The sequence below is a fragment of the Mameliella sp. CS4 genome, from assembly GCF_019392335.1.
GTDB lineage: Bacteria > Pseudomonadota > Alphaproteobacteria > Rhodobacterales > Rhodobacteraceae > Antarctobacter.
The window spans coordinates 76,622-93,457 of sequence record NZ_JAHXRQ010000012.1 but is presented as its reverse complement, the minus strand read 5'-3'; the positions used below and the strand labels follow the sequence as shown (position 1 = coordinate 93,457).

The 16,836-nt window shown below is 64.9% G+C and carries 17 protein-coding genes and 1 riboswitch; of the genes, 4 read left to right on the top strand and 13 right to left on the bottom strand.

All coding sequences use genetic code 11. From position 1 onward, the window contains the following. Window positions 1-12 precede the first annotated feature (12 nt). The 5 genes from KZZ07_RS15420 to KZZ07_RS15400 form a co-directional block, all read right to left on the bottom strand. A complete protein-coding gene (locus KZZ07_RS15420) occupies window positions 13-462 on the bottom strand; it encodes a hypothetical protein (RefSeq protein ID WP_219515491.1) in 450 nt (149 codons plus the stop codon). 205 nt (window positions 463-667) lie between these two features. After that, window positions 668-1,909, bottom strand: a complete 1,242-nt coding sequence (locus KZZ07_RS15415) for an agmatinase family protein (protein ID WP_219515489.1) — start codon at window positions 1,907-1,909, stop codon at window positions 668-670. Window positions 1,910-2,228: 319 nt separating this feature from the next. After that, window positions 2,229-2,999, bottom strand: coding sequence for an ATP-binding cassette domain-containing protein (locus KZZ07_RS15410; protein WP_219515486.1), 771 nt, complete (start codon window positions 2,997-2,999; stop codon window positions 2,229-2,231). Next, the gene (locus KZZ07_RS15405; protein WP_219515484.1) at window positions 2,996-3,808 is read right to left on the bottom strand and encodes an ABC transporter permease; all 813 of its coding nucleotides are present in this window, start codon (window positions 3,806-3,808) and stop codon (window positions 2,996-2,998) included. The genes KZZ07_RS15410 and KZZ07_RS15405 overlap by 4 nt, the downstream gene beginning before the upstream one ends. Before the next feature lie 89 nt (window positions 3,809-3,897). Next, window positions 3,898-4,953, bottom strand: a complete 1,056-nt coding sequence (locus KZZ07_RS15400) for a putative urea ABC transporter substrate-binding protein (protein ID WP_219515482.1) — start codon at window positions 4,951-4,953, stop codon at window positions 3,898-3,900. 93 nt (window positions 4,954-5,046) lie between these two features. Beyond that, a riboswitch (guanidine-I (ykkC/yxkD leader) is annotated at window positions 5,047-5,159 on the bottom strand. Between the two features lie 160 nt (window positions 5,160-5,319). On the opposite strand from KZZ07_RS15400, the gene KZZ07_RS15395 reads away from it, so the two are divergent. After that, window positions 5,320-6,102 (top strand): MBL fold metallo-hydrolase, encoded by a 783-nt coding sequence (locus KZZ07_RS15395; RefSeq protein ID WP_219515481.1) that lies wholly within the window; start codon window positions 5,320-5,322, stop codon window positions 6,100-6,102. A 91-nt stretch (window positions 6,103-6,193) separates the two neighbouring features. Here the strand turns inward: KZZ07_RS15395 and KZZ07_RS15390 are convergent, their stop codons facing one another. From KZZ07_RS15390 to KZZ07_RS15365, 6 genes are read right to left on the bottom strand one after another with little or no spacing between them, the layout of a single operon-like run. Next, complete coding sequence (locus KZZ07_RS15390) at window positions 6,194-6,946, bottom strand: hypothetical protein (RefSeq protein WP_219515479.1); 753 nt, start codon at window positions 6,944-6,946, stop codon at window positions 6,194-6,196. Then, window positions 6,943-7,557, bottom strand: coding sequence for a cysteine hydrolase family protein (locus tag KZZ07_RS15385; RefSeq protein WP_219515477.1), 615 nt, complete (start codon window positions 7,555-7,557; stop codon window positions 6,943-6,945). The genes KZZ07_RS15390 and KZZ07_RS15385 overlap by 4 nt, the downstream gene beginning before the upstream one ends. Window positions 7,558-7,568: 11 nt before the next feature. Then, entirely contained in the window at window positions 7,569-8,369 is an 801-nt protein-coding gene (locus KZZ07_RS15380) for an ABC transporter permease (RefSeq protein ID WP_219515476.1), read from the bottom strand. Then, complete coding sequence (locus KZZ07_RS15375) at window positions 8,366-9,343, bottom strand: ABC transporter permease (protein ID WP_219515474.1); 978 nt, start codon at window positions 9,341-9,343, stop codon at window positions 8,366-8,368. Before KZZ07_RS15375 ends, KZZ07_RS15380 begins: the two co-directional genes overlap by 4 nt. Beyond that, window positions 9,340-10,404, bottom strand: coding sequence for an ABC transporter ATP-binding protein (locus tag KZZ07_RS15370; RefSeq protein WP_219515473.1), 1,065 nt, complete (start codon window positions 10,402-10,404; stop codon window positions 9,340-9,342). Before KZZ07_RS15370 ends, KZZ07_RS15375 begins: the two co-directional genes overlap by 4 nt. A gap of 6 nt (window positions 10,405-10,410) precedes the next feature. After that, a complete protein-coding gene (locus tag KZZ07_RS15365; protein ID WP_219515470.1) occupies window positions 10,411-11,484 on the bottom strand; it encodes an ABC transporter substrate-binding protein in 1,074 nt (357 codons plus the stop codon). 236 nt (window positions 11,485-11,720) lie between these two features. Here KZZ07_RS15365 and KZZ07_RS15360 point away from each other — a divergent pair, with 236 nt between their 5' ends. From KZZ07_RS15360 to KZZ07_RS15350, 3 genes are all read left to right on the top strand, one after another. Further along, entirely contained in the window at window positions 11,721-12,800 is a 1,080-nt protein-coding gene (locus KZZ07_RS15360; RefSeq protein ID WP_219515468.1) for an isopenicillin N synthase family dioxygenase, read from the top strand. Next, on the top strand, window positions 12,797-13,252 hold the full coding sequence (locus tag KZZ07_RS15355; RefSeq protein WP_219515467.1) for a hypothetical protein: 456 nt from the start codon (window positions 12,797-12,799) through the stop codon (window positions 13,250-13,252). The genes KZZ07_RS15360 and KZZ07_RS15355 overlap by 4 nt, the downstream gene beginning before the upstream one ends. A gap of 105 nt (window positions 13,253-13,357) precedes the next feature. Beyond that, on the top strand, window positions 13,358-14,977 hold the full coding sequence (locus KZZ07_RS15350; protein ID WP_219515466.1) for a GMC family oxidoreductase: 1,620 nt from the start codon (window positions 13,358-13,360) through the stop codon (window positions 14,975-14,977). A gap of 169 nt (window positions 14,978-15,146) precedes the next feature. Here the strand turns inward: KZZ07_RS15350 and KZZ07_RS15345 are convergent, their stop codons facing one another. Together KZZ07_RS15345 and KZZ07_RS15340 are read right to left on the bottom strand one after the other, a co-directional pair. After that, complete coding sequence (locus KZZ07_RS15345; RefSeq protein WP_219515465.1) at window positions 15,147-16,388, bottom strand: cytosine deaminase; 1,242 nt, start codon at window positions 16,386-16,388, stop codon at window positions 15,147-15,149. An 18-nt stretch (window positions 16,389-16,406) separates the two neighbouring features. Further along, the gene (locus KZZ07_RS15340; protein WP_219515463.1) at window positions 16,407-16,601 is read right to left on the bottom strand and encodes a hypothetical protein; all 195 of its coding nucleotides are present in this window, start codon (window positions 16,599-16,601) and stop codon (window positions 16,407-16,409) included. Window positions 16,602-16,836 lie beyond the last annotated feature (235 nt).

The following is a 16,836-nucleotide window of genomic DNA, read 5'->3' as shown; positions in this document are numbered from 1 at the left end:
AACCCGACCGTGTCAGCCCCCCTGCCCGGCCATGCGCTCTCGCAGGAACTGGCGAATGTCCCAGAGCGTTTTTTCCTCCATCGAGACATAGACCAGCGCCATGTTGGTCCGCTCGCTCACCATCTCGCCCGGGAACGGCAGGTAGCTCAGCTCGCGCGACCCGAAGGAGGGCGAGGCGGTGCCGACCTGCCATTCCGTCTTCAGCTCCACGTCCACGAGTTTCAGCGCCTTGGCGCCCCCGGCCCCGGGCCGCTCGAAAGGCACGCCTGTCAGCCGCAGATAGGCGGTCTTGTCGGCGGCCTGCACAAACCCGTCGATGAACTGGGTTGCCAGCACCTGCAGTTCCGCCGCCTCGTCCTCGGGCGGGAGGTGGCTGTGCAGGTGGTCGTGGTCATGCGGGTGGTTGTGGTCGTGCGGGTGGTGATGGTGGCCGATATGGCCGTTCACGATGTCATGCGGCATGGGATACCTCGTTCAACGCAACATGGGGCGCGCCCGACCCTGGGTGGGCGCTTTGCTTCGGCTGTGGTCAGGCTGCGCTCAAAAGCTTCAACGTCCTGCCTACAATGTGCGTCATCCCCAATGCGCCCTCCCGGGGGGAGGGTTGGGCGCGGCCCGGGCTGACGCCCGCGCCCGGCAGATGGCATGAGCGCGCGAGATCCCGGCCTCACGGCTTGTTGCTCCAGCGGTTGCCTTCGAACTCGCCGTGCGGGATCGTCACCGGCTTGTCGATGTGCTTTTTGTGGGCGCCCATCTTTCCGGCAGCCACCATGCTGCCCAACACGTCCACGATCACCCGCGTCCCCATCAGCGCCGTGATGTCGGAGGTGTCATAGGGCGGGGAAACCTCGACCAGCTCCATCCCGCAGAGCCCCTCTGCCGCCACTTTCGACGCCAGCGCCAAGGCCTCGCGCGGCAGGAAACCACCCGGCTCGGGCCAGCCCGTTCCGGGCACGAAACCACAGTCGATCGAGTCGATGTCAAAGGACATGTAGACCATGTCGACCCCGTCCCAAGCCATCTCCAACGCCATCTCGGCGGTCTTGTCGACTCCCATCCGCTCCATGTCGGACATGGTGATGATGTTGGTCTCGCGTTCGCGCGCGACCTTGACCGCCTCACGCGGCACCTGCCAGCCACCGATGCCGACCTGCACCAGGTTCTTGGCGGGCACGTTGGGCAGCAGCGTCGAGTGAAACCAGGGCGTCGTGTGCATCCGCTCGTCCAGGTCCTTTTCCTGGATGTCGGCATGGCGGTCGAAATGCACGATCCCGATCTTCTTGGAGGTGCATTCCGCGATGCCCCGGACACAGGGGAAACCGATGGAATGGTCACCGCCGATCATCACCGGAAAGCTGCCGGACGAGAAAACGTGGCTGACAGCCCGGCTGATCTGGTCAAACGACTTTTCGAGGTTCGCGGGAATGGTGAACACGTCCCCCGCATCGCAAAGCGTCATCTGCTCGCGCAGATCCACCCCCAGTTCGTAATTGTAAGGCGTGTAGAGCGCACTGATCTTGCGCACCCCCTGCGGCCCGAACCGGGTGCCGGGCCGGTAGGTGGTGCCGCCGTCAAAGGGGATGCCCAACACGGTGGCATCGTAGTGCTGCACCTCTGTCACGTCCTCGGCGTAAGGCGCCTTGAGAAAAGTGTTGATGCCCGCGTAGTGCGGCAGCTCGCCCCGCGCGAAAGTGGGGATCGACTTGTCCTCGATGCTGTCGGCGCCCGTCAGGCCCATGCGCAACGCCCAGCGTCGTTCCTCGTCCCAGCGGTTCTCGGGCAGGTCGGCCTCGGCCTTCATCGACCTCCAGCCCTGCAGCTTGGTCAGGTCCGGGTGGTGCGCGCGGCGCTCGTCATGGCGCGCGTCGCGCGGGTGGTGCGAGCGGCTGCGGTTTTTCGTCGGGAACATGATGCTCGATCTCCTTTTTGGATATCAGGCCAGAGCCGCACTGTCGGGCGCCGGCAGAATTTGGTGGATGTGGTGGGCCGCCCAGGCCCGGGCGACTCCTGTTTGCGGATCGACACGTCCGGCACCGCCCGCGGCCCCACGCCCTCGCGGTCGCGGTCCTGGCGGGTCGGACCTCCGGGCGCCGACCTGACGATCGCTCTGCAATGGGCCAATTTGCAGACCCGGCACCGGCATCGCCGGCAGCCCGTCCCGCCGCGCCTCTGTTGAAAGAAAGACGCCCGCCTCCGGCCCAGTCGGGAATAGCTGCCCTGCCCCGGCCCTAGCGCGCGTGCAACACATTGGTGCGCTCCCTCAGGGTCTGGAAGGGGATGCCGTCGTCGCGGGCATCGAAATCATAGGTGATGGTCGCCGCGTTCTTTTCGGGGTCTTCCTCGTCCCAGACCGGCTTGTCGAAGGCCCAGACCCGATCCCCCAGCTTGAAGGCCTCTTCGAGGTCGTGGGTGATCATGAAGACGGTCATGCCGGTCTCGTCCCGCAGCTCCTGCAGGAAGTCGTGCATGACGATCTTGGTGCCCGGGTCCAGCGCGCCAAAGGGTTCGTCCAGCAACAGGATCTTGGGGTCGCTGGCCAGCGCCTGCGCGATGGCCAGACGTTGCAGCATCCCGCCCGAGAGATCCGCCGGGTATTGCCCGGCAACATGGCCCAGCCCGATCCGGTCCAGCGTCCGCCGCGCCTTGGTGCGTTCCTCTTTTCTGCGCGCCCGTGACAGACGCCCCCAGAAATTCGAGTCGAAGGCGATGGCCGCCACGAGGTTGTCGATCACCGTCATGTGCGGAAAGACCGAGTAGCGCTGAAAAACGATGCCGTGATCGCGCCCCGGCTCCTGCGCCATGGGCGCGCCGTCGATGTGGATTTCGCCCCGCGTCGGCAGTTCCTGCGACAAAAGCAGCCGCAGAAAGGTGGACTTGCCACAGCCCGAGGCCCCGACGATGGAAATGAACTGCCCCTTGGCGACCGAGACGTTGATGTTCTCGATGATGGTACGCTTGCCATAGGCCTTGGCCACGCCTTTGACTTCGACATAGCTCATAGCGACTCTCCATCCCAGGGGAAGGCCCGTTTCGAGATCTGGCGCAGCGCGAAATCCAGCAGGTAGGCCAGGAACGTGATCCAGACGACGTAGGTCAGGATCACGTCCATCGCGAGGTAGCGCCGGACAAGGAAGATGCGGTAGCCCAACCCCTGGTCGGCGGCGATGGCCTCGGCGGCGATCAGGAACAGCCAGGCCGGCCCCAGCGACAGGCGCACCGCGCCGATCAGGCGCGGCAGGACCTGCGGCAGGATCACGTGCAGTCCGATTGCCATCGAGGACGCCCCCAGGGTCTGCGCCTTGATGAATTGTTCGCGTGGCAGGTCGATCACCCGCTGACTCATATCGCGGATCAGGAAGGGCGATATGCCGATGACGATCAGCGCCACCTTGGACACTTCGCCCAAGCCCAGCATGATGAAGAGGATCGGCAGAACCGCCAGCGGCGGCACCATTGAAAACACCGCCACGAAGGGCGCGAACGGCGCGCGCATGTAGGGCAGCATCCCGATCAGGATGCCCATGACCAGCGCCAGCGACGAGGCGATCATCACCCCGATGAACAGCCGCCTGAGGCTCGCCCAGGTGTCCAGCCAGAACAGGATCTCGCCAGACCGCCGGTCAGGCTCGGTCAGCAGGCGTTCGGCGGTCGACAGGATCGTGGTGGGCGCGGGCAACAGCTTGTCCGACGGGTTCACCGCCAGCCGCATGTCCGACCCGATCATGTAGATGGCCAGCACGGCGAGAAAGGGCAAGGCGGCCAGCACCGTGGCCAGAACCGGGCCCGGTCTTCGATTGATCCAGCGCATGGGACTCCTCAGGGGCAGAGGTCCCGGGTCAAGCCCGGGACAGGGTGGTAGTGGGCCCGGCCCGGTGCGCCGACCGGGCCGGGGGTCGCTCAGAGAGCCCCGTCCGCCGCCATCTGCATGTAGGTGGTGTCGAAACGGAACTTCACGTTGTTCGGATCACCGGTCGTGGTGCCGTCGGGGTATGCCACGCCGACGAAATCCGGGCTCGGCGCGCCTTCGCCAAGAATGCCCTTGTCAAAGAGGAACTCGGCCACGTTGACCATCGTCGTGGGCAGTTCGGCGCCCTTGGCAAAGGCCACAGCGGCAGCCGGATCATAGAACATCTCGGTCGAGTCGAGCTGCGCCTTGTAGCCCGCAAGATCGGTGCCCGAGGCCTCGGCCATCGCGGTCAGCACGTCTTCGTCGCCCGCCGCCATCAGGCCCAGCACCTCGTACCAGGCGCCGACCAGCGCCTTGCCGAAATCCGGGTTGGCCTCCAGCGTGTCGGTGTTGACCACCATCAGGTCGATGATCTCGCCGGGGATGTCGGAACTGTCGAAGACCTTTTTCGCGTTCGGCTCCTCGAGGATGGTCGAGACCAGCGGGTTCCAGGTCACCACCGCTTGCACGTCAGAGGTCGTAAAGGCCGCGATCATGTCCGCGTCCGATGTGTTGATGACCCCGTCCAGGTCGCGTTCGGAGAGATCGACGCTGTCCAGCCCGCGCGCCAGCAGGTAATGCGAGACCGACAGTTCCACCAGGTTCACCGGTTTGCCCGCCAGGTCGGCCAACCCGCCATCCTTGACGATCACCGCGTCGTTGCCGTTCGAGAAATCGCCGACGATCAGCGCGGTGGTGTCCACGCCGCCGCCTGCCGGGATCGACAGCGTGTCCATGTTGGTGGCGGACACACCGTCAAAGGCGCCGGCGGTATACTGGTTGATGGACTCGACGTAATCGTTGATTTGCACGATATCGACGGTGATGCCGTATTTCTCGGCCCATTTGTCCATGATCCCGGACTCGTCCAGATAGCCCCAGGGCATCCAGCCGACGTAGATCGACCAGGCCACGCGGAAATCGGTTTTCTCCTGCGCCAGCGCGGGTGCGCCGGCCAGCATGGCCAGCGCGGCGGTGGCGGCCATGAAATGGCGTCTTGCAAACATGGGTAGTCCCCTCGTGCAGCGTTCCGCCAAAAGGTTCGCAAATCGGGGGACCGAGGCGGAACTCGAGAGAACGGTAGCCCCCAATGCGCAGTGTTCTCCCGGGTTTTTGCCCCGCCGTGTCCCGCCGGGAATTTGCCCGGCCGGTGGCGCCTCTTGGACCAGACCCTCAAGGGAGAGAGTGAGGCGGAACCCTAGGCGCCCTGCATGGTTCAGCATCTTGCGCATGGGAATTCTGTCACCTCGGGTGCTTCAATTCAGGGCGGATCAAAATGGATTCGCTGAAAGTATAAGCGATTTTCCCGACACCTGGTTGAAAAACCGGCAATCTTGTTGCGCATCTCGCCGCGCCGAACAAGGCTGAAGCGCATGAGCTATCCCATTGCCTCGCCGTGGTACGGCACACATCAGATCGACGATCGCACCTGGGTTCTGAGCGAACCGCATGTGCACCCGATCTTTTCCGCCAACATCTTCCTGGTGCTGGGATCAGAGACCGACATGGTTGTCGACAGCGGCATGGGTGTGGCCCCGCTGCGGCCCGTAGTCGATGCGCTGCGTCCCGATCCTGCCAAACCGCTGATCCTGTTCACCACCCATACGCATGTCGATCACATCGGCGCCGCGCATGAGTTCGAGACACGGCTGGTGCACCCGCTGGAGGCCGGGGAACTGGCCGCGCCGGAGCCCTACAGCCTGGACACCGCCGGCATTCCGGACCGGATCCGCAGGCTCTTTGCCGACGCGGGCTATCCGCCGCTCTGGCCACACCTGGTGGATGCACTGCCGCATGCGGGGTACGACCTGGACGCCTACAGGCTGCATCCGGCCCCGGCGACCGGGACGGTCGAGGACGGTGCGGTGGTGGATCTTGGCGACTGGCAGGCCGAGGTCCTGCACCTTCCCGGACACTCACCCGGCCAGGTCGGCCTCTGGCATGGCGAGAGCGGCACGCTTTTCGGGGCCGATGCGATCTATGACGGGCCGTTGATCTATCAGGGGCAGGACATGGACATTGCCGCCTATTCCGAAACCCTTCGCCGCATCCGCGCGCTGCCGGTCAACCGCGTTCTGGGCGGCCACGACCCGGCCTTCGGCCGTGACCGCTGTCAGCAAATCGTCGATCATTACCTCGCGCTCTGGGACGTCTGAGGCGGGACAAGGCCCTTCGAAGGGCCTTGGAAAGCGATTTCGAAATCGCTTTCGCGCCGCTTTACCGCAAGCGCGAAGTATCGGCCGGCGGTCACGCCACGTCGTTGAGCACCTCAACCGGGCGCGTAAGCGGCACGTCCCGCGGCTGGCCGAAGAAATCCACCGCGTGCCAGACCAGTTCGCCATCTCCGGTGCAGCTCAGCACCGGCTGACCCTCGATCAGGGGATTGGTGGACAGTTCCGCAATCCCGTGCGCCCCGTCCCAGCACCCGAACACAAAGGCATTGCCGAACTGTTGCTGCAGGGCCCATGTCCTCTGCCCGGCCTCCAGCGCGGCGATCATGTTGCGCGAGTTCTCGGCCTCGGCCAGTCCGACACCAAAGACAAAGCGCCGACCGATGGTGACAAGATAGGCATCCGCCGAACCCGCCATCATGTGCACCGCGCTGGCCGGATGGTCGCTGCGCCGGTTCCAGAGTTCGGCATAGTCGCCCAGCACCCCGGTTTCCATCAACTGGTCGGAGCCACGGAATTCCAGCTGACCGCTGTCCTCCTGCTCGGGGCGGCCATGCCAGTTGATCAGCCGTTGCCAGGTGCAGACATCCGCGTTCAGCTCGACCACGCCCGCAAACCCCTCGGCCCGCAAGAGCGACAGCAGCGCCGCATCCGGGAGGTCCGCCAGCGCCGTGGCGCCCCGCGTGTCTGGCCGGTTCGGCGGGATGCGGACATCGACGTAAAGCGGCCCGCACTGCATCCAGTGAACCGTCGTTTCCGTGTCGCAGAAGGCCTGCGACTTGAGCCAGGCCCGGTGCCAATGGCCCTGGAGTGTCTGTGTCGTGATCATTCCGCTGCCATCCTCTGTTCACCCATTGCCGTGATGATTTCCCTGGCGCTCAGGACCGCGCCTTCCTGCAGGTATTCCATCGCGTTCAACGAAGCCTGATGCGCCTCGGGCGAGGTGCCGCCGACGCAATCCGCCACTACGCGGCAATGGTAATCGCCCTGGTGTCCGTCGACGAAGCTGTAGTGGACACAGACATCGGTCATTCCACCGACAAGGATCAGCGTCTGTGCCTTCAGGCCCTTGAGCAGGATTTCCATCTCTGTTCCGTAGAAACAGGAATACCGCCGCTTGGGAACGTAGTAGTCGCCCGGCTGACGGCCCATCTCCTCGAAGGCGACCGGCGTGCCCGGTTCGCCCTCCATGCAGTGGATGTCCTCGGACCCGTCCAGTTCGCGGCCGTAATCCACCATGTCGCGGCGGTGGATCTCCTGCACGAAGACGACCGGAATACCCGCATCATGGGCGGCGTCGACGACGCTGCGGGCGCGTTCCATGTTCTCTTTGTAGCCGGGCATGACGGGGATGCCGGCCTTGACCTCCATGAAGGCACTCTTCTGGATGTCGATGACCAGAAGGACCGGGTTTCCGACGATGGTGGGCTGGCGGGCCATGACGCTCTCCTTCAGTTGCGGGATTGATCCGCGCCCATCAGGCGCGGAAGGTCGCCCCAACGGGCGACGGCGGAAAAGACAAGAACCGAGACACCGATGAAGGTGATCGCCGCGACGGCCATCGTCGGCGTGTAGCCGTTCCTCAGCGAGTTGAAGATCTGCAGCGTCACGGTGGCAAAGCCCGAGGCCGAGACGAAGAACATCACGATGAACTCGTTGAATGACAGCACGAGCACGAAAAAGAACCCCGAGATCGTGTAGGGAATGGTCTGCGGCAGGATCACGGTGCGGAAGGTGACAGCTTCGGTTGCCCCCATTGTTGCGGCGGCATCCAGGTGCGACCGGTCGATGCTTTGCAGCCCGATCGAAATGGTCACCATGGGCAGCGCCATCAGCAGGACCGCGTGGCTGACCACCCCCGCCCAGATCGTGCCCAGCCCGCCGAGGAAGCCCCAGAAGAACCCCAGCCCGACACCAAAGACGATGGGCGGCACCGCAAAGGGCATGGATCCCAGCGCCGCCAGTGTGCGCGACAGCTTTGATCCCGTCGACCACAGCAGATAGGCCACCGGCCAGGCCAGCAAGACCGCCAGCATGGCGGCCCCCACCGCGACGATCACCGAGTTCAGCAGCGCCTGCGTCCAGACCGGCTCGGAGACGAAGAACTCGCCAAAACGCGCCAGCGTCGGATCGCGCGGGGGAAAGAACATGCTGCGCCCGCCGTTCAGCGCCGCGCCACAGACCACGGCGATGGGCAGCGCCAGCAGCACCGCGCAGAGCGCCATGTAAAGATGGCCCAGACTCCGCATCATCGCGCCTCCGCCCATTTGTTCAGCCGGTGTCCAAGACCAAGGCAGAGCCCTGCCGAGATCAGCAGGATCACCGCCTGCGTCGCCCCGAAAGGCGCGTTCAGGTTGGCGCCACGGATGTTGGTGTAGATGGCCACCGCCGTCGTATGCTGCGCGGGCGCGGCAAAGACCGTCACGGCGACATAGGTGCCCAGCAGGAAGACAAACAGCAGCAGGGTCGATCCGAAGAGCGGCAGCCGGATCGCCGGCAGGATCACCGTGCGCGCCACGGTCCAGCCCCCTGCCCCCATCGTGCGCGCCGCCTCGCTCTGCGAGCGGTCGAGGCGCGACAGCGCCGGATAGAGCAGGATCACCGCGTAGGGCCAGACGAGATAGCTCATGGTCAGGATCGTCGCGAATTGCGAGGTCTTGAACTTGACGTTGCGCGGGCTGGCCAGCCCCCAGTCGCGCAGCGTCTGGAACCAGCCCACGTCCTTGAGCCACAGCGTCAACCCGGTGGATTTGAACAGCGCCGGAAGGCCCGAGTTGTTGGACAGAAGGATGTCCCAGCCCATGACGATAAAGACCTCGGACAGCGACAGAGACGACAGGATGAAGACCAGCCAGGCCGCCTGTGCCCGGCGCGACAGGCGCGTCAGCAACAGCGTGAAGGGGAGCGCGGTCAGTACCGCCAGCAAAGAGGCGATGACCGCGTACCAGAACGAAAAGCCAAGCTGTTGCAGGTAGAGAAATGTCACATCGTCGGGCCAGAGCGCGCCGACGAAAAACCTTTGATAGTTGGCCAGCGTGAAATCCCAGGTCCAGGCGGCGCCCTCGATCTTGCGGCCAAAGCTGATGGCGATGACCAGAAGGAAGGGCACGACACACAGCAGGGTGATCAGGCCGGTCAGGAACCAGGGCAGGATGCGGCGCAGGCCCGGTCCCTCGCGCGCCGGGCGTTGGGCCGTATCGGCCTCGATCCGCTCCACCGCCGTCATTCGGCGGCCACCGCGGCTTGCGGATCGGGGAAGACATGCAGCGCCTCGGGTGGCAGGCGCACCTCGGTCTCGTCGCCGATGACAAAGCTCTTGCCGCCCTCGCCCAGGGCGTATTCGACCACCATCGGACCAAGAACCGTCTCAAGGTGGTATTCGCGGATCGGGCCGAGGTCGCGCACGAAGGTCACCTTGGCCTTCAAACGGTTCTCACCCGGCTCATCGTCGAGGCAGGCGCGTTCGGGCCGGATTGCCACCCGCACGGGAGAACCGTTGACGAAATGCGGGCTGGCCGCCAGACGCGTGGCACCGATACGGATGCCACCCGGAACGGTCACACCGTCATAGAAATTCGCCTTGCCGATGAAATCCGCAACAAAGGCGTTGTCGGGCCGGTGATAGATGTCCTGCGGGCTGCCCACCTGTTCGACGACACCGTTCGACATGACCACGATGCTGTCGGCCATTGTCATGGCCTCGCGCTGGTCATGCGTGACGACGATCGTGGTGATGCCAAGGCGCTGTTGCAGCAGGCGCAGTTCAACCTGCATCTCCTCGCGCAGCTTGGCGTCCAGCGCCGACATGGGTTCGTCCAGCAGGAAAACCTCCGGTTCCTGCGCAAGGGCGCGGGCGATGGCGACGCGCTGGCGCTGGCCGCCCGAAAGCTCGCCGATGCGCCGGTCGCCGAAGGCCGACAGTTGCACGAGGTCGAGAAGCCTCTTGGCCGTTTCCGCGGCCTCGGTCCTGGACGCCCCGGAGATATGCAGCGAATAGGCCACGTTGTCCCGCACCGACAGGTGCGGGAACAGAGCGAAGCTTTGGAAAACCATGCCAAACTTGCGTTTGTGCGCGGGTAGCCCGGTGATGTCGCGCCCGCCCAGCATAAGCGACCCCGAGGACGGCGCCTCGAGCCCGGCGATCATCCGCAGAAGCGTGGTCTTGCCGCAGCCAGAGGGCCCCAGAAGCGCCGTCAACTGCCCTTCGGCAAAGGTCAGGTTCACGCGATCGACGGCACGGGTGCCGCCGAAACTCTTCGAGATGCCCTTGAGGACAAGGCCGGACATGGGCGGTTACGCCCCCGCCAGCATCTTGTCCCAGCTCTCCTTGATAAAGGTCTCCTTGTCGAGATAGGCCTCGTAGGCGGGCCGGATCGACGGCGTGCCCGAGACGAAGGCGAATTCCTCGTCCGTCAGGTCTGTCTTGGATTGATCCAGGAGCGGCGCTGTGCCGATCTTGCGGCTCATCAGCGCCTGCGTGGCCGGATCGGAAGAGAAATTGATGAACTCCGCCGCCTCGTCGGCCTTGTCCGAAAGCGACGACAGGCACCACGAGCCATAGTCCTGCGGGTTGCCTTCCTTGGGGAAGATCGGCTTGATCGGAAAGCCGTCGGCCATCATCAGGTTGGCCACGTCCAGGTAATATTGCCCGCCGATCACGTCGCCGTTCTTCATGGACTGTTCCATCTGGCTTTCGGCGGACCACCACAGGGCGACGTTGGGCTTGATCTCGGCCGCCTTCTCGATCAGCGCAAGGATGCCCTCGTCGGTCTTGAAGGTTTCTTCGCCCTCGAAGAAGGTCGCCGCCACGATGTCCAGGAACTGCGAGTTGTAGTTGCGCGACAGCCCCAGCGAGGCCTCGTAGACCGAGCTGTCCCAGAACTCTGCCCAGCTGGCAGGTGCCTCGACCTCACCCGGGTTGATGACCATCGCCGTGAACCACGACATCGCGCCCACGCCCAGCGGACCCTCGGAGGCCTCGAAGACAAAATAGGGGTCAAGGTTGCTGGTGGCCGGCATGGCGGATAGGTTCAGCGGCTTGAGCAGCCCGCCGATCCGGCTGGCCTTGATCAAGGTATCGCGGGCGTAAAGCGACAGGTCCGCCGGCACGCTGCCCGCCGCCGTCGCCTGCTGCATCGTCACCAGCCAGTCGGTCGAATTGGGCTGTGTCACGCTTTCCACCGCGATGCCGGTGGCATCGGTGAAGGCGGGATAGACAAATTCCTTGAAGCTGTCCTCGAAGTAGCCGCCGTAGCTGCCGATCTTCAGGCTGCGCGACTGCGCGATCAGCGGCGTGCCCAGCACGCTGGAGGCGGCGAGACCGGCGGCCCCGGTCTTGAGCAGTGTACGTCTGTTGAGCTTTGTCATGGTAAGCTTCCTCATTCCCCGGCCGGCGTGAACGCTGGCGGCCCGTCATGCCCTCATGAGCGCGCGCAGACCCGGGACTGGTCAAAGAAACCGACCGCAAAGAGACCACCGGCCCCGAAAATTGATCAAATAAAAGGCAAACCGCGCCGATCCGGCGGCATTCTTAATCGCCGCTGATACCCGATCGGCCTTTTCGCGCCAGCCTGAAGACAGGCAAACGACTCGGGAGACGACGCATGGCGCGCAGCACGATTTCAGACGACCAAAAGGCCCTGACGGTTGAGGACGCGACCCTGCCGGTCGTCGATCTCTCGGGGCTGTTCACGGGGGACGCGGCGGACAAGGCGAAGGTCGCCGCCGACCTCGGCGCTGCGGCGCGCACATCGGGGTTCTTCTACATCACCGGGCACGGCATCTCGCAGGAGCTGATCGACGCGGTCTTTGCCGCGTCGAAGGAATTCCACGACAAGCCGCGCAGCTTCAAGATGAAGTACTGGTCCGGCTTCACCACCCATCATCGCGGCTACGTCCCCTTCGAGGAGAATGGCGCCGACTTCCCCAAGTCGATCAACTTCAACGAGGCCTGGGACATGTCCTTTGAAGCGCCGGCGGATCACCCGGACTACCTCGCGGGCTGGCGCATGACCGGCCCCAACGTCTGGCCCGACATTCCCGGCTGGAAGGACACGGTTGCGAGCTATTACGACCAGGCCTTCGGGCTTGGCCTGCGCCTGCTGGACGCGCTGGCGCTGGAACTGGGGGTCGAGACCGAGGAACTGACTCGGCACATCACCTATCCCACCTCGCAACTGCGCCTCTTGCGCTACATCCCCAACGAGATGCCCGCGACCAAGGAACTCGTCGGCATCGCGGCACATTCGGATTTCGAATGTTTCACCATCCTGATGACCGGCGCGCCGGGGCTTCAGGTCATGAACGCCGAGGATGTCTGGATCGAGGCGCCGCCGATCCCGGGCTGTTTCGTGGTCAATATCGGCGACATCTTCGAAACCTGGTCGGGCGGGCAATTCAAATCCACCCAGCACCGTGTCGCCAACCTTGGGGAAGAGCGGTACTCCTTCCCGCTGTTCTTTGGGTTGGACTATCACGCGGTGATCGAACCGCTGGAGAAATTCCGCACCCCCGAGGTCATGGAGAAATACCCGCCGATGAAAGCCGGGGATCACTTGATGCGCATGTCCGTGAACGCCTTCCGCTACATGGCGGATGCGCGCGAAAAGGGTGAGCTGGTGCTGGATTTCGACGTGCCCGACGAGAACCCCTTCAAGCGCGAGGCAAAAGAGCCCGGCACATGAATCCCCGCGCCCATCCGGATTTCGATCCCAACCCCCTGCCCCGCAGCGCCACGATGCAGGGGTTCGACCTGACACCGCTGTCGCCCGCCGAGGTCGAAGAGGATTTCGCCGCAGTGACCGGGTCGGCCCATGTGCTCAGGGGACTCTTTGGCGACTGGCCGAACGGCCTGACACTGGAGGAAAACCTCTACGACATGGGCTGGCATGATCGCGAGTTCCTTGAAGGCCGCTCCTTTGCCTGGATCGTCCGCGACAAGGCTGGGGGCTATACCGGCTGCGCCTATCTCTACCCCGAGATGGGGCGAAGGGGCGCGGCGAACGGCTATGTCTGGGTCGTGGACCGGCCGGAACGGCTGGCCTTGCAGGCCACGGTCATCGACGAAATGACCCCCTGGCTGAACGGGCTTGTGGCGCAGCCCGTCACCGTCACCTGGCATCAGCCCCCGGGCTGACCCGCCCGCCGGGATCCGCGGTGGCGCGCCCCGCACCGGTTTTCCAGATTGCCTCCCGTGGCCCCGCCCGCCAATACTGCGGCCCGAGGCAACGGGAGGCGGGCCATGCAGGATCTTGGAACCTATGACTATGTCATTGTCGGTGCCGGCACCGCCGGCTGTGTGCTGGCCAACCGGTTGAGCGAGGACCCGGACACCCGCGTCCTGCTGCTCGAGGCCGGTGGCCGCGACAATTACCACTGGATTCACATCCCCGTCGGATACCTGTATTGCATCGGCAATCCGCGCACCGACTGGGGCTACAAGACCGCCGCCTGCGCCGGTCTGAACGGGCGCGAACTGCTCTATCCGCGCGGCAAGGTGCTGGGCGGCTGTTCCTCGATCAACGGGATGCTCTACCTGCGCGGACAGGCGGCGGACTACGACGGCTGGCGACAGATGGGGCTGACCGGCTGGGGCTGGGACGACGTACTGCCCTATTTCCTCAAGTCCGAGGACTATTACGGCGGCGCCGACGAGATGCACGGCGAGGGCGGCGAATGGCGGGTCGAAGAGGCCCGCCTGCGCTGGGAGATCCTCGACGCCTGGAAAGCGGCGGCCGTCGAGGCGGGCCTGCCCGAGACCGGCGATTTCAACCGTGGCGACAATTTCGGCGTCGGCTATTTCAAGGTCAACCAGCGCAAGGGTTGGCGGTGGAGCACGGCCAAGGGGTTCCTGAAACCGGCGCGTCAAAGGGCCAATCTGGACGTGATCACCCATGCTCAGGCAGAGCGGCTGCTGTTCGACGGTCGGCGCGCGACGGGGGTACGGTTCCGGCGCGAGAACGCCCCGATGCAGGTTCATGCCCGGCGCGAGGTGATCCTGTCGGCGGGGTCGATCGGCTCGGTTCAGATCCTGCAACTGTCGGGGATCGGACCCGGCGCGCTGTTGCAGGATCAGGGGATCGGGACCGTCCTGGACCAGCCCGGTGTCGGCGCCAACCTGCAGGACCATCTTCAGATCCGCTGTGCCTACAAGGTTTCGGGCGCGAAGACGCTGAACAGCATGGCGTCGAGCCTGTGGGGACAGGCGAAGATCGGGCTGGAATACCTCGCGCGGCGCACAGGGCCCATGTCGATGGCGCCCAGCCAGCTGGGGGCCTTTGCCTATTCCTCGGAGGAGGTGGCGACGCCCGACCTGGAATACCACGTCCAGCCCGTGACGCTGGAGGCCTTTGGCCAGCCGCCGCATGACTTCGATGCGATCACCGCCAGCGTCTGCCACCTGCGGCCCGAGAGCCGAGGGTACGTGCGTCTCTCTTCGCCCGACCCGAAGGCGCATCCGGAGATCCAGCCGAATTATCTGTCGACCGAGGGCGACCGGATCGTGGCCGCGCGGGCAATCCGGCTGACACGGCGGATCATGGAGCAGCCGGCGCTGGCACGCTACCGCCCCGAGGAATTCAAACCGGGCCCGAGCTACCAGAGCGATGCGGACCTTGCCGAAGGCGCCGGGCAGGTCGCCTCGACGATCTTTCACCCCGTGGGCACGGCGCGCATGGGCACTGACGCCGGGGCGGTGGTGGATGCGGAGTTGAAGGTCAATGGTATCGGCGGGCTGCGGGTGGTGGATGCCTCTGTCATGCCAAGCATCACCTCTGGCAACACCAACTCTCCGACCATCATGATCGCCGAGAAGGCCGCCGACATGATCAAGGCGGCAGCGCGCGACCACCTGACGGCCTGAGCCTTGTCGTCTTGGGGTTTCGCCGCGCTGGCGCGCGGCGACCGCCGGGGGGCTTTGCCCTCCGGACCCCCCGAGTATTTCAAGCCCAAAGAAACAGGAGGCTCTTCCCGGCTGACCCGCCAAGAGGCCCGGATGGCACGGGCGGGTTTCCCCGGCGGCAAACGGGGATCTAGAACCCCGCCGAAAGCGCGGTGCGGGCCGGTTCCGTGCGGGCCACGATGCGGCCGTTCGAGACCACCGCCAGCCGGGCGGGCCTCAGGCGCAGCGCCTCGATCGGGTCGGGCGCGTCCAGGACCACAAGGCTGCCGCGTTTGCCGGGGGTCAGGCCGAGGTCCAGCCCCATGATCGCCGCCGGGCTTGCGGTGACCATGTCGAAGGCCGTGCGCATCTGGTCGGGTGCGGTCATCAGGGCCACGTGCAGCCCCATATGCGCCACGTCCAGCATGTCGCCCGACCCCAGCGGATACCAGGGATCGCGCACGCAGTCCTGCCCGAAGGCCACCGTCACGCCTGCGGCGCGCAGTTCCGGCACCCGGGTCAGCCCGCGCCGTTTGGGATAGGTATCCATCCGCCCTTGCAGGGTGATGTTGATGAGCGGGTTGGGGATCGCCGCCACCCGGGCCTCGGCAATCAGCGGCAGGAGTTTCGCCACGTAGTAATTGTCCATCGAATGCATCGAGGTCAGGTGTGAGCCTGCCACCCGGCCCTGCAACCCGCAGCGGATGGTCTCAGCCGCCAATGTCTCGATATGGCGGCTGAGGGGGTCGTCGCTTTCGTCGCAGTGCAGATCGACACGCAGGCCGCGCTCCGCCGCCAATTCGCAGGCCGCCCGGACCGAGGTCGCGCCGTCTCCCATCGTGCGTTCGAAATGAGGTATGCCGCCGACCACGTCGACACCCGCATCCAGCGCGCGGATCACTTGCTGTTCCGCGCCCTCCGCGCGGTACCAACCGTCCTGCGGGAAGGCGACAAGCTGGAGGTCGAGCACGTCGCGGACCGCCTCGCGCACCTCCAGCAGCGCCTCGACGGTCCGGAAGTTCGGGTCGGTCACGTCAACATGGCTGCGGATCGCCAGGACGCCCTTTCCTACCGCTTGCCGGCAATAGTCCAGCGCGCGTTCCACGATATCCTCGCGCGATTGTTCCTGTTTCAGCTCTCCCCAGAGCGAGATCCCTTCGAGCAGCGTGCCCGAGGCATTGACCCGCGGACGCCCATAGCTGAGCGTCGCGTCCATGTGGAAATGGCAATCTATAAACGGCTGTGAGACCAGCTTTCCGCTGGCGTCGATCACCTCACCCGCCTCGGCGGTGATGCCCGATTCCACCGCCGTGATGATCCCGTCCGCAATGGCAATGTCTGCCTGCGTGCCATCGGCCAGCAGCCCGCCTTTGACCAGGATGTCGATGCTCATGCGCCCTGTCCTTTCCTGTCACGTCTTGGCCATCACATGTGCCGCGCCGGGCGCCCATGCCCGCGAGAACCGCCGGTCCTCAGTGACCAGCGCCGCGAGATCCACGCCATGCGGACCTTCAAAATAGCAGATGATCGTGGTGCCGGCGAATTCTTCCGACAGGACATCCGCCGCAAGCGCGTGATCGCCCGGATCGTTGGCACTAACCTGCATGCAATCGGCGGCGGCAGGGCCAATGGCAGATCGGCATCATTGCACCGAACGCCGTAACGAACATCGGAAATGGGCGGTGACAAAACCTAAAATGCGTGGATCGGCCCGCGTTCTGCCGGGAACAGATCCCCACAAGAAAAAGGTGAAGACCGGCACGATCAGGACACTGAGGCGCCGCTCCTGTTCTGTGACCGGTTCGCGCCCTCGATCAGGCCCGAACGTATCGCCTCGACCG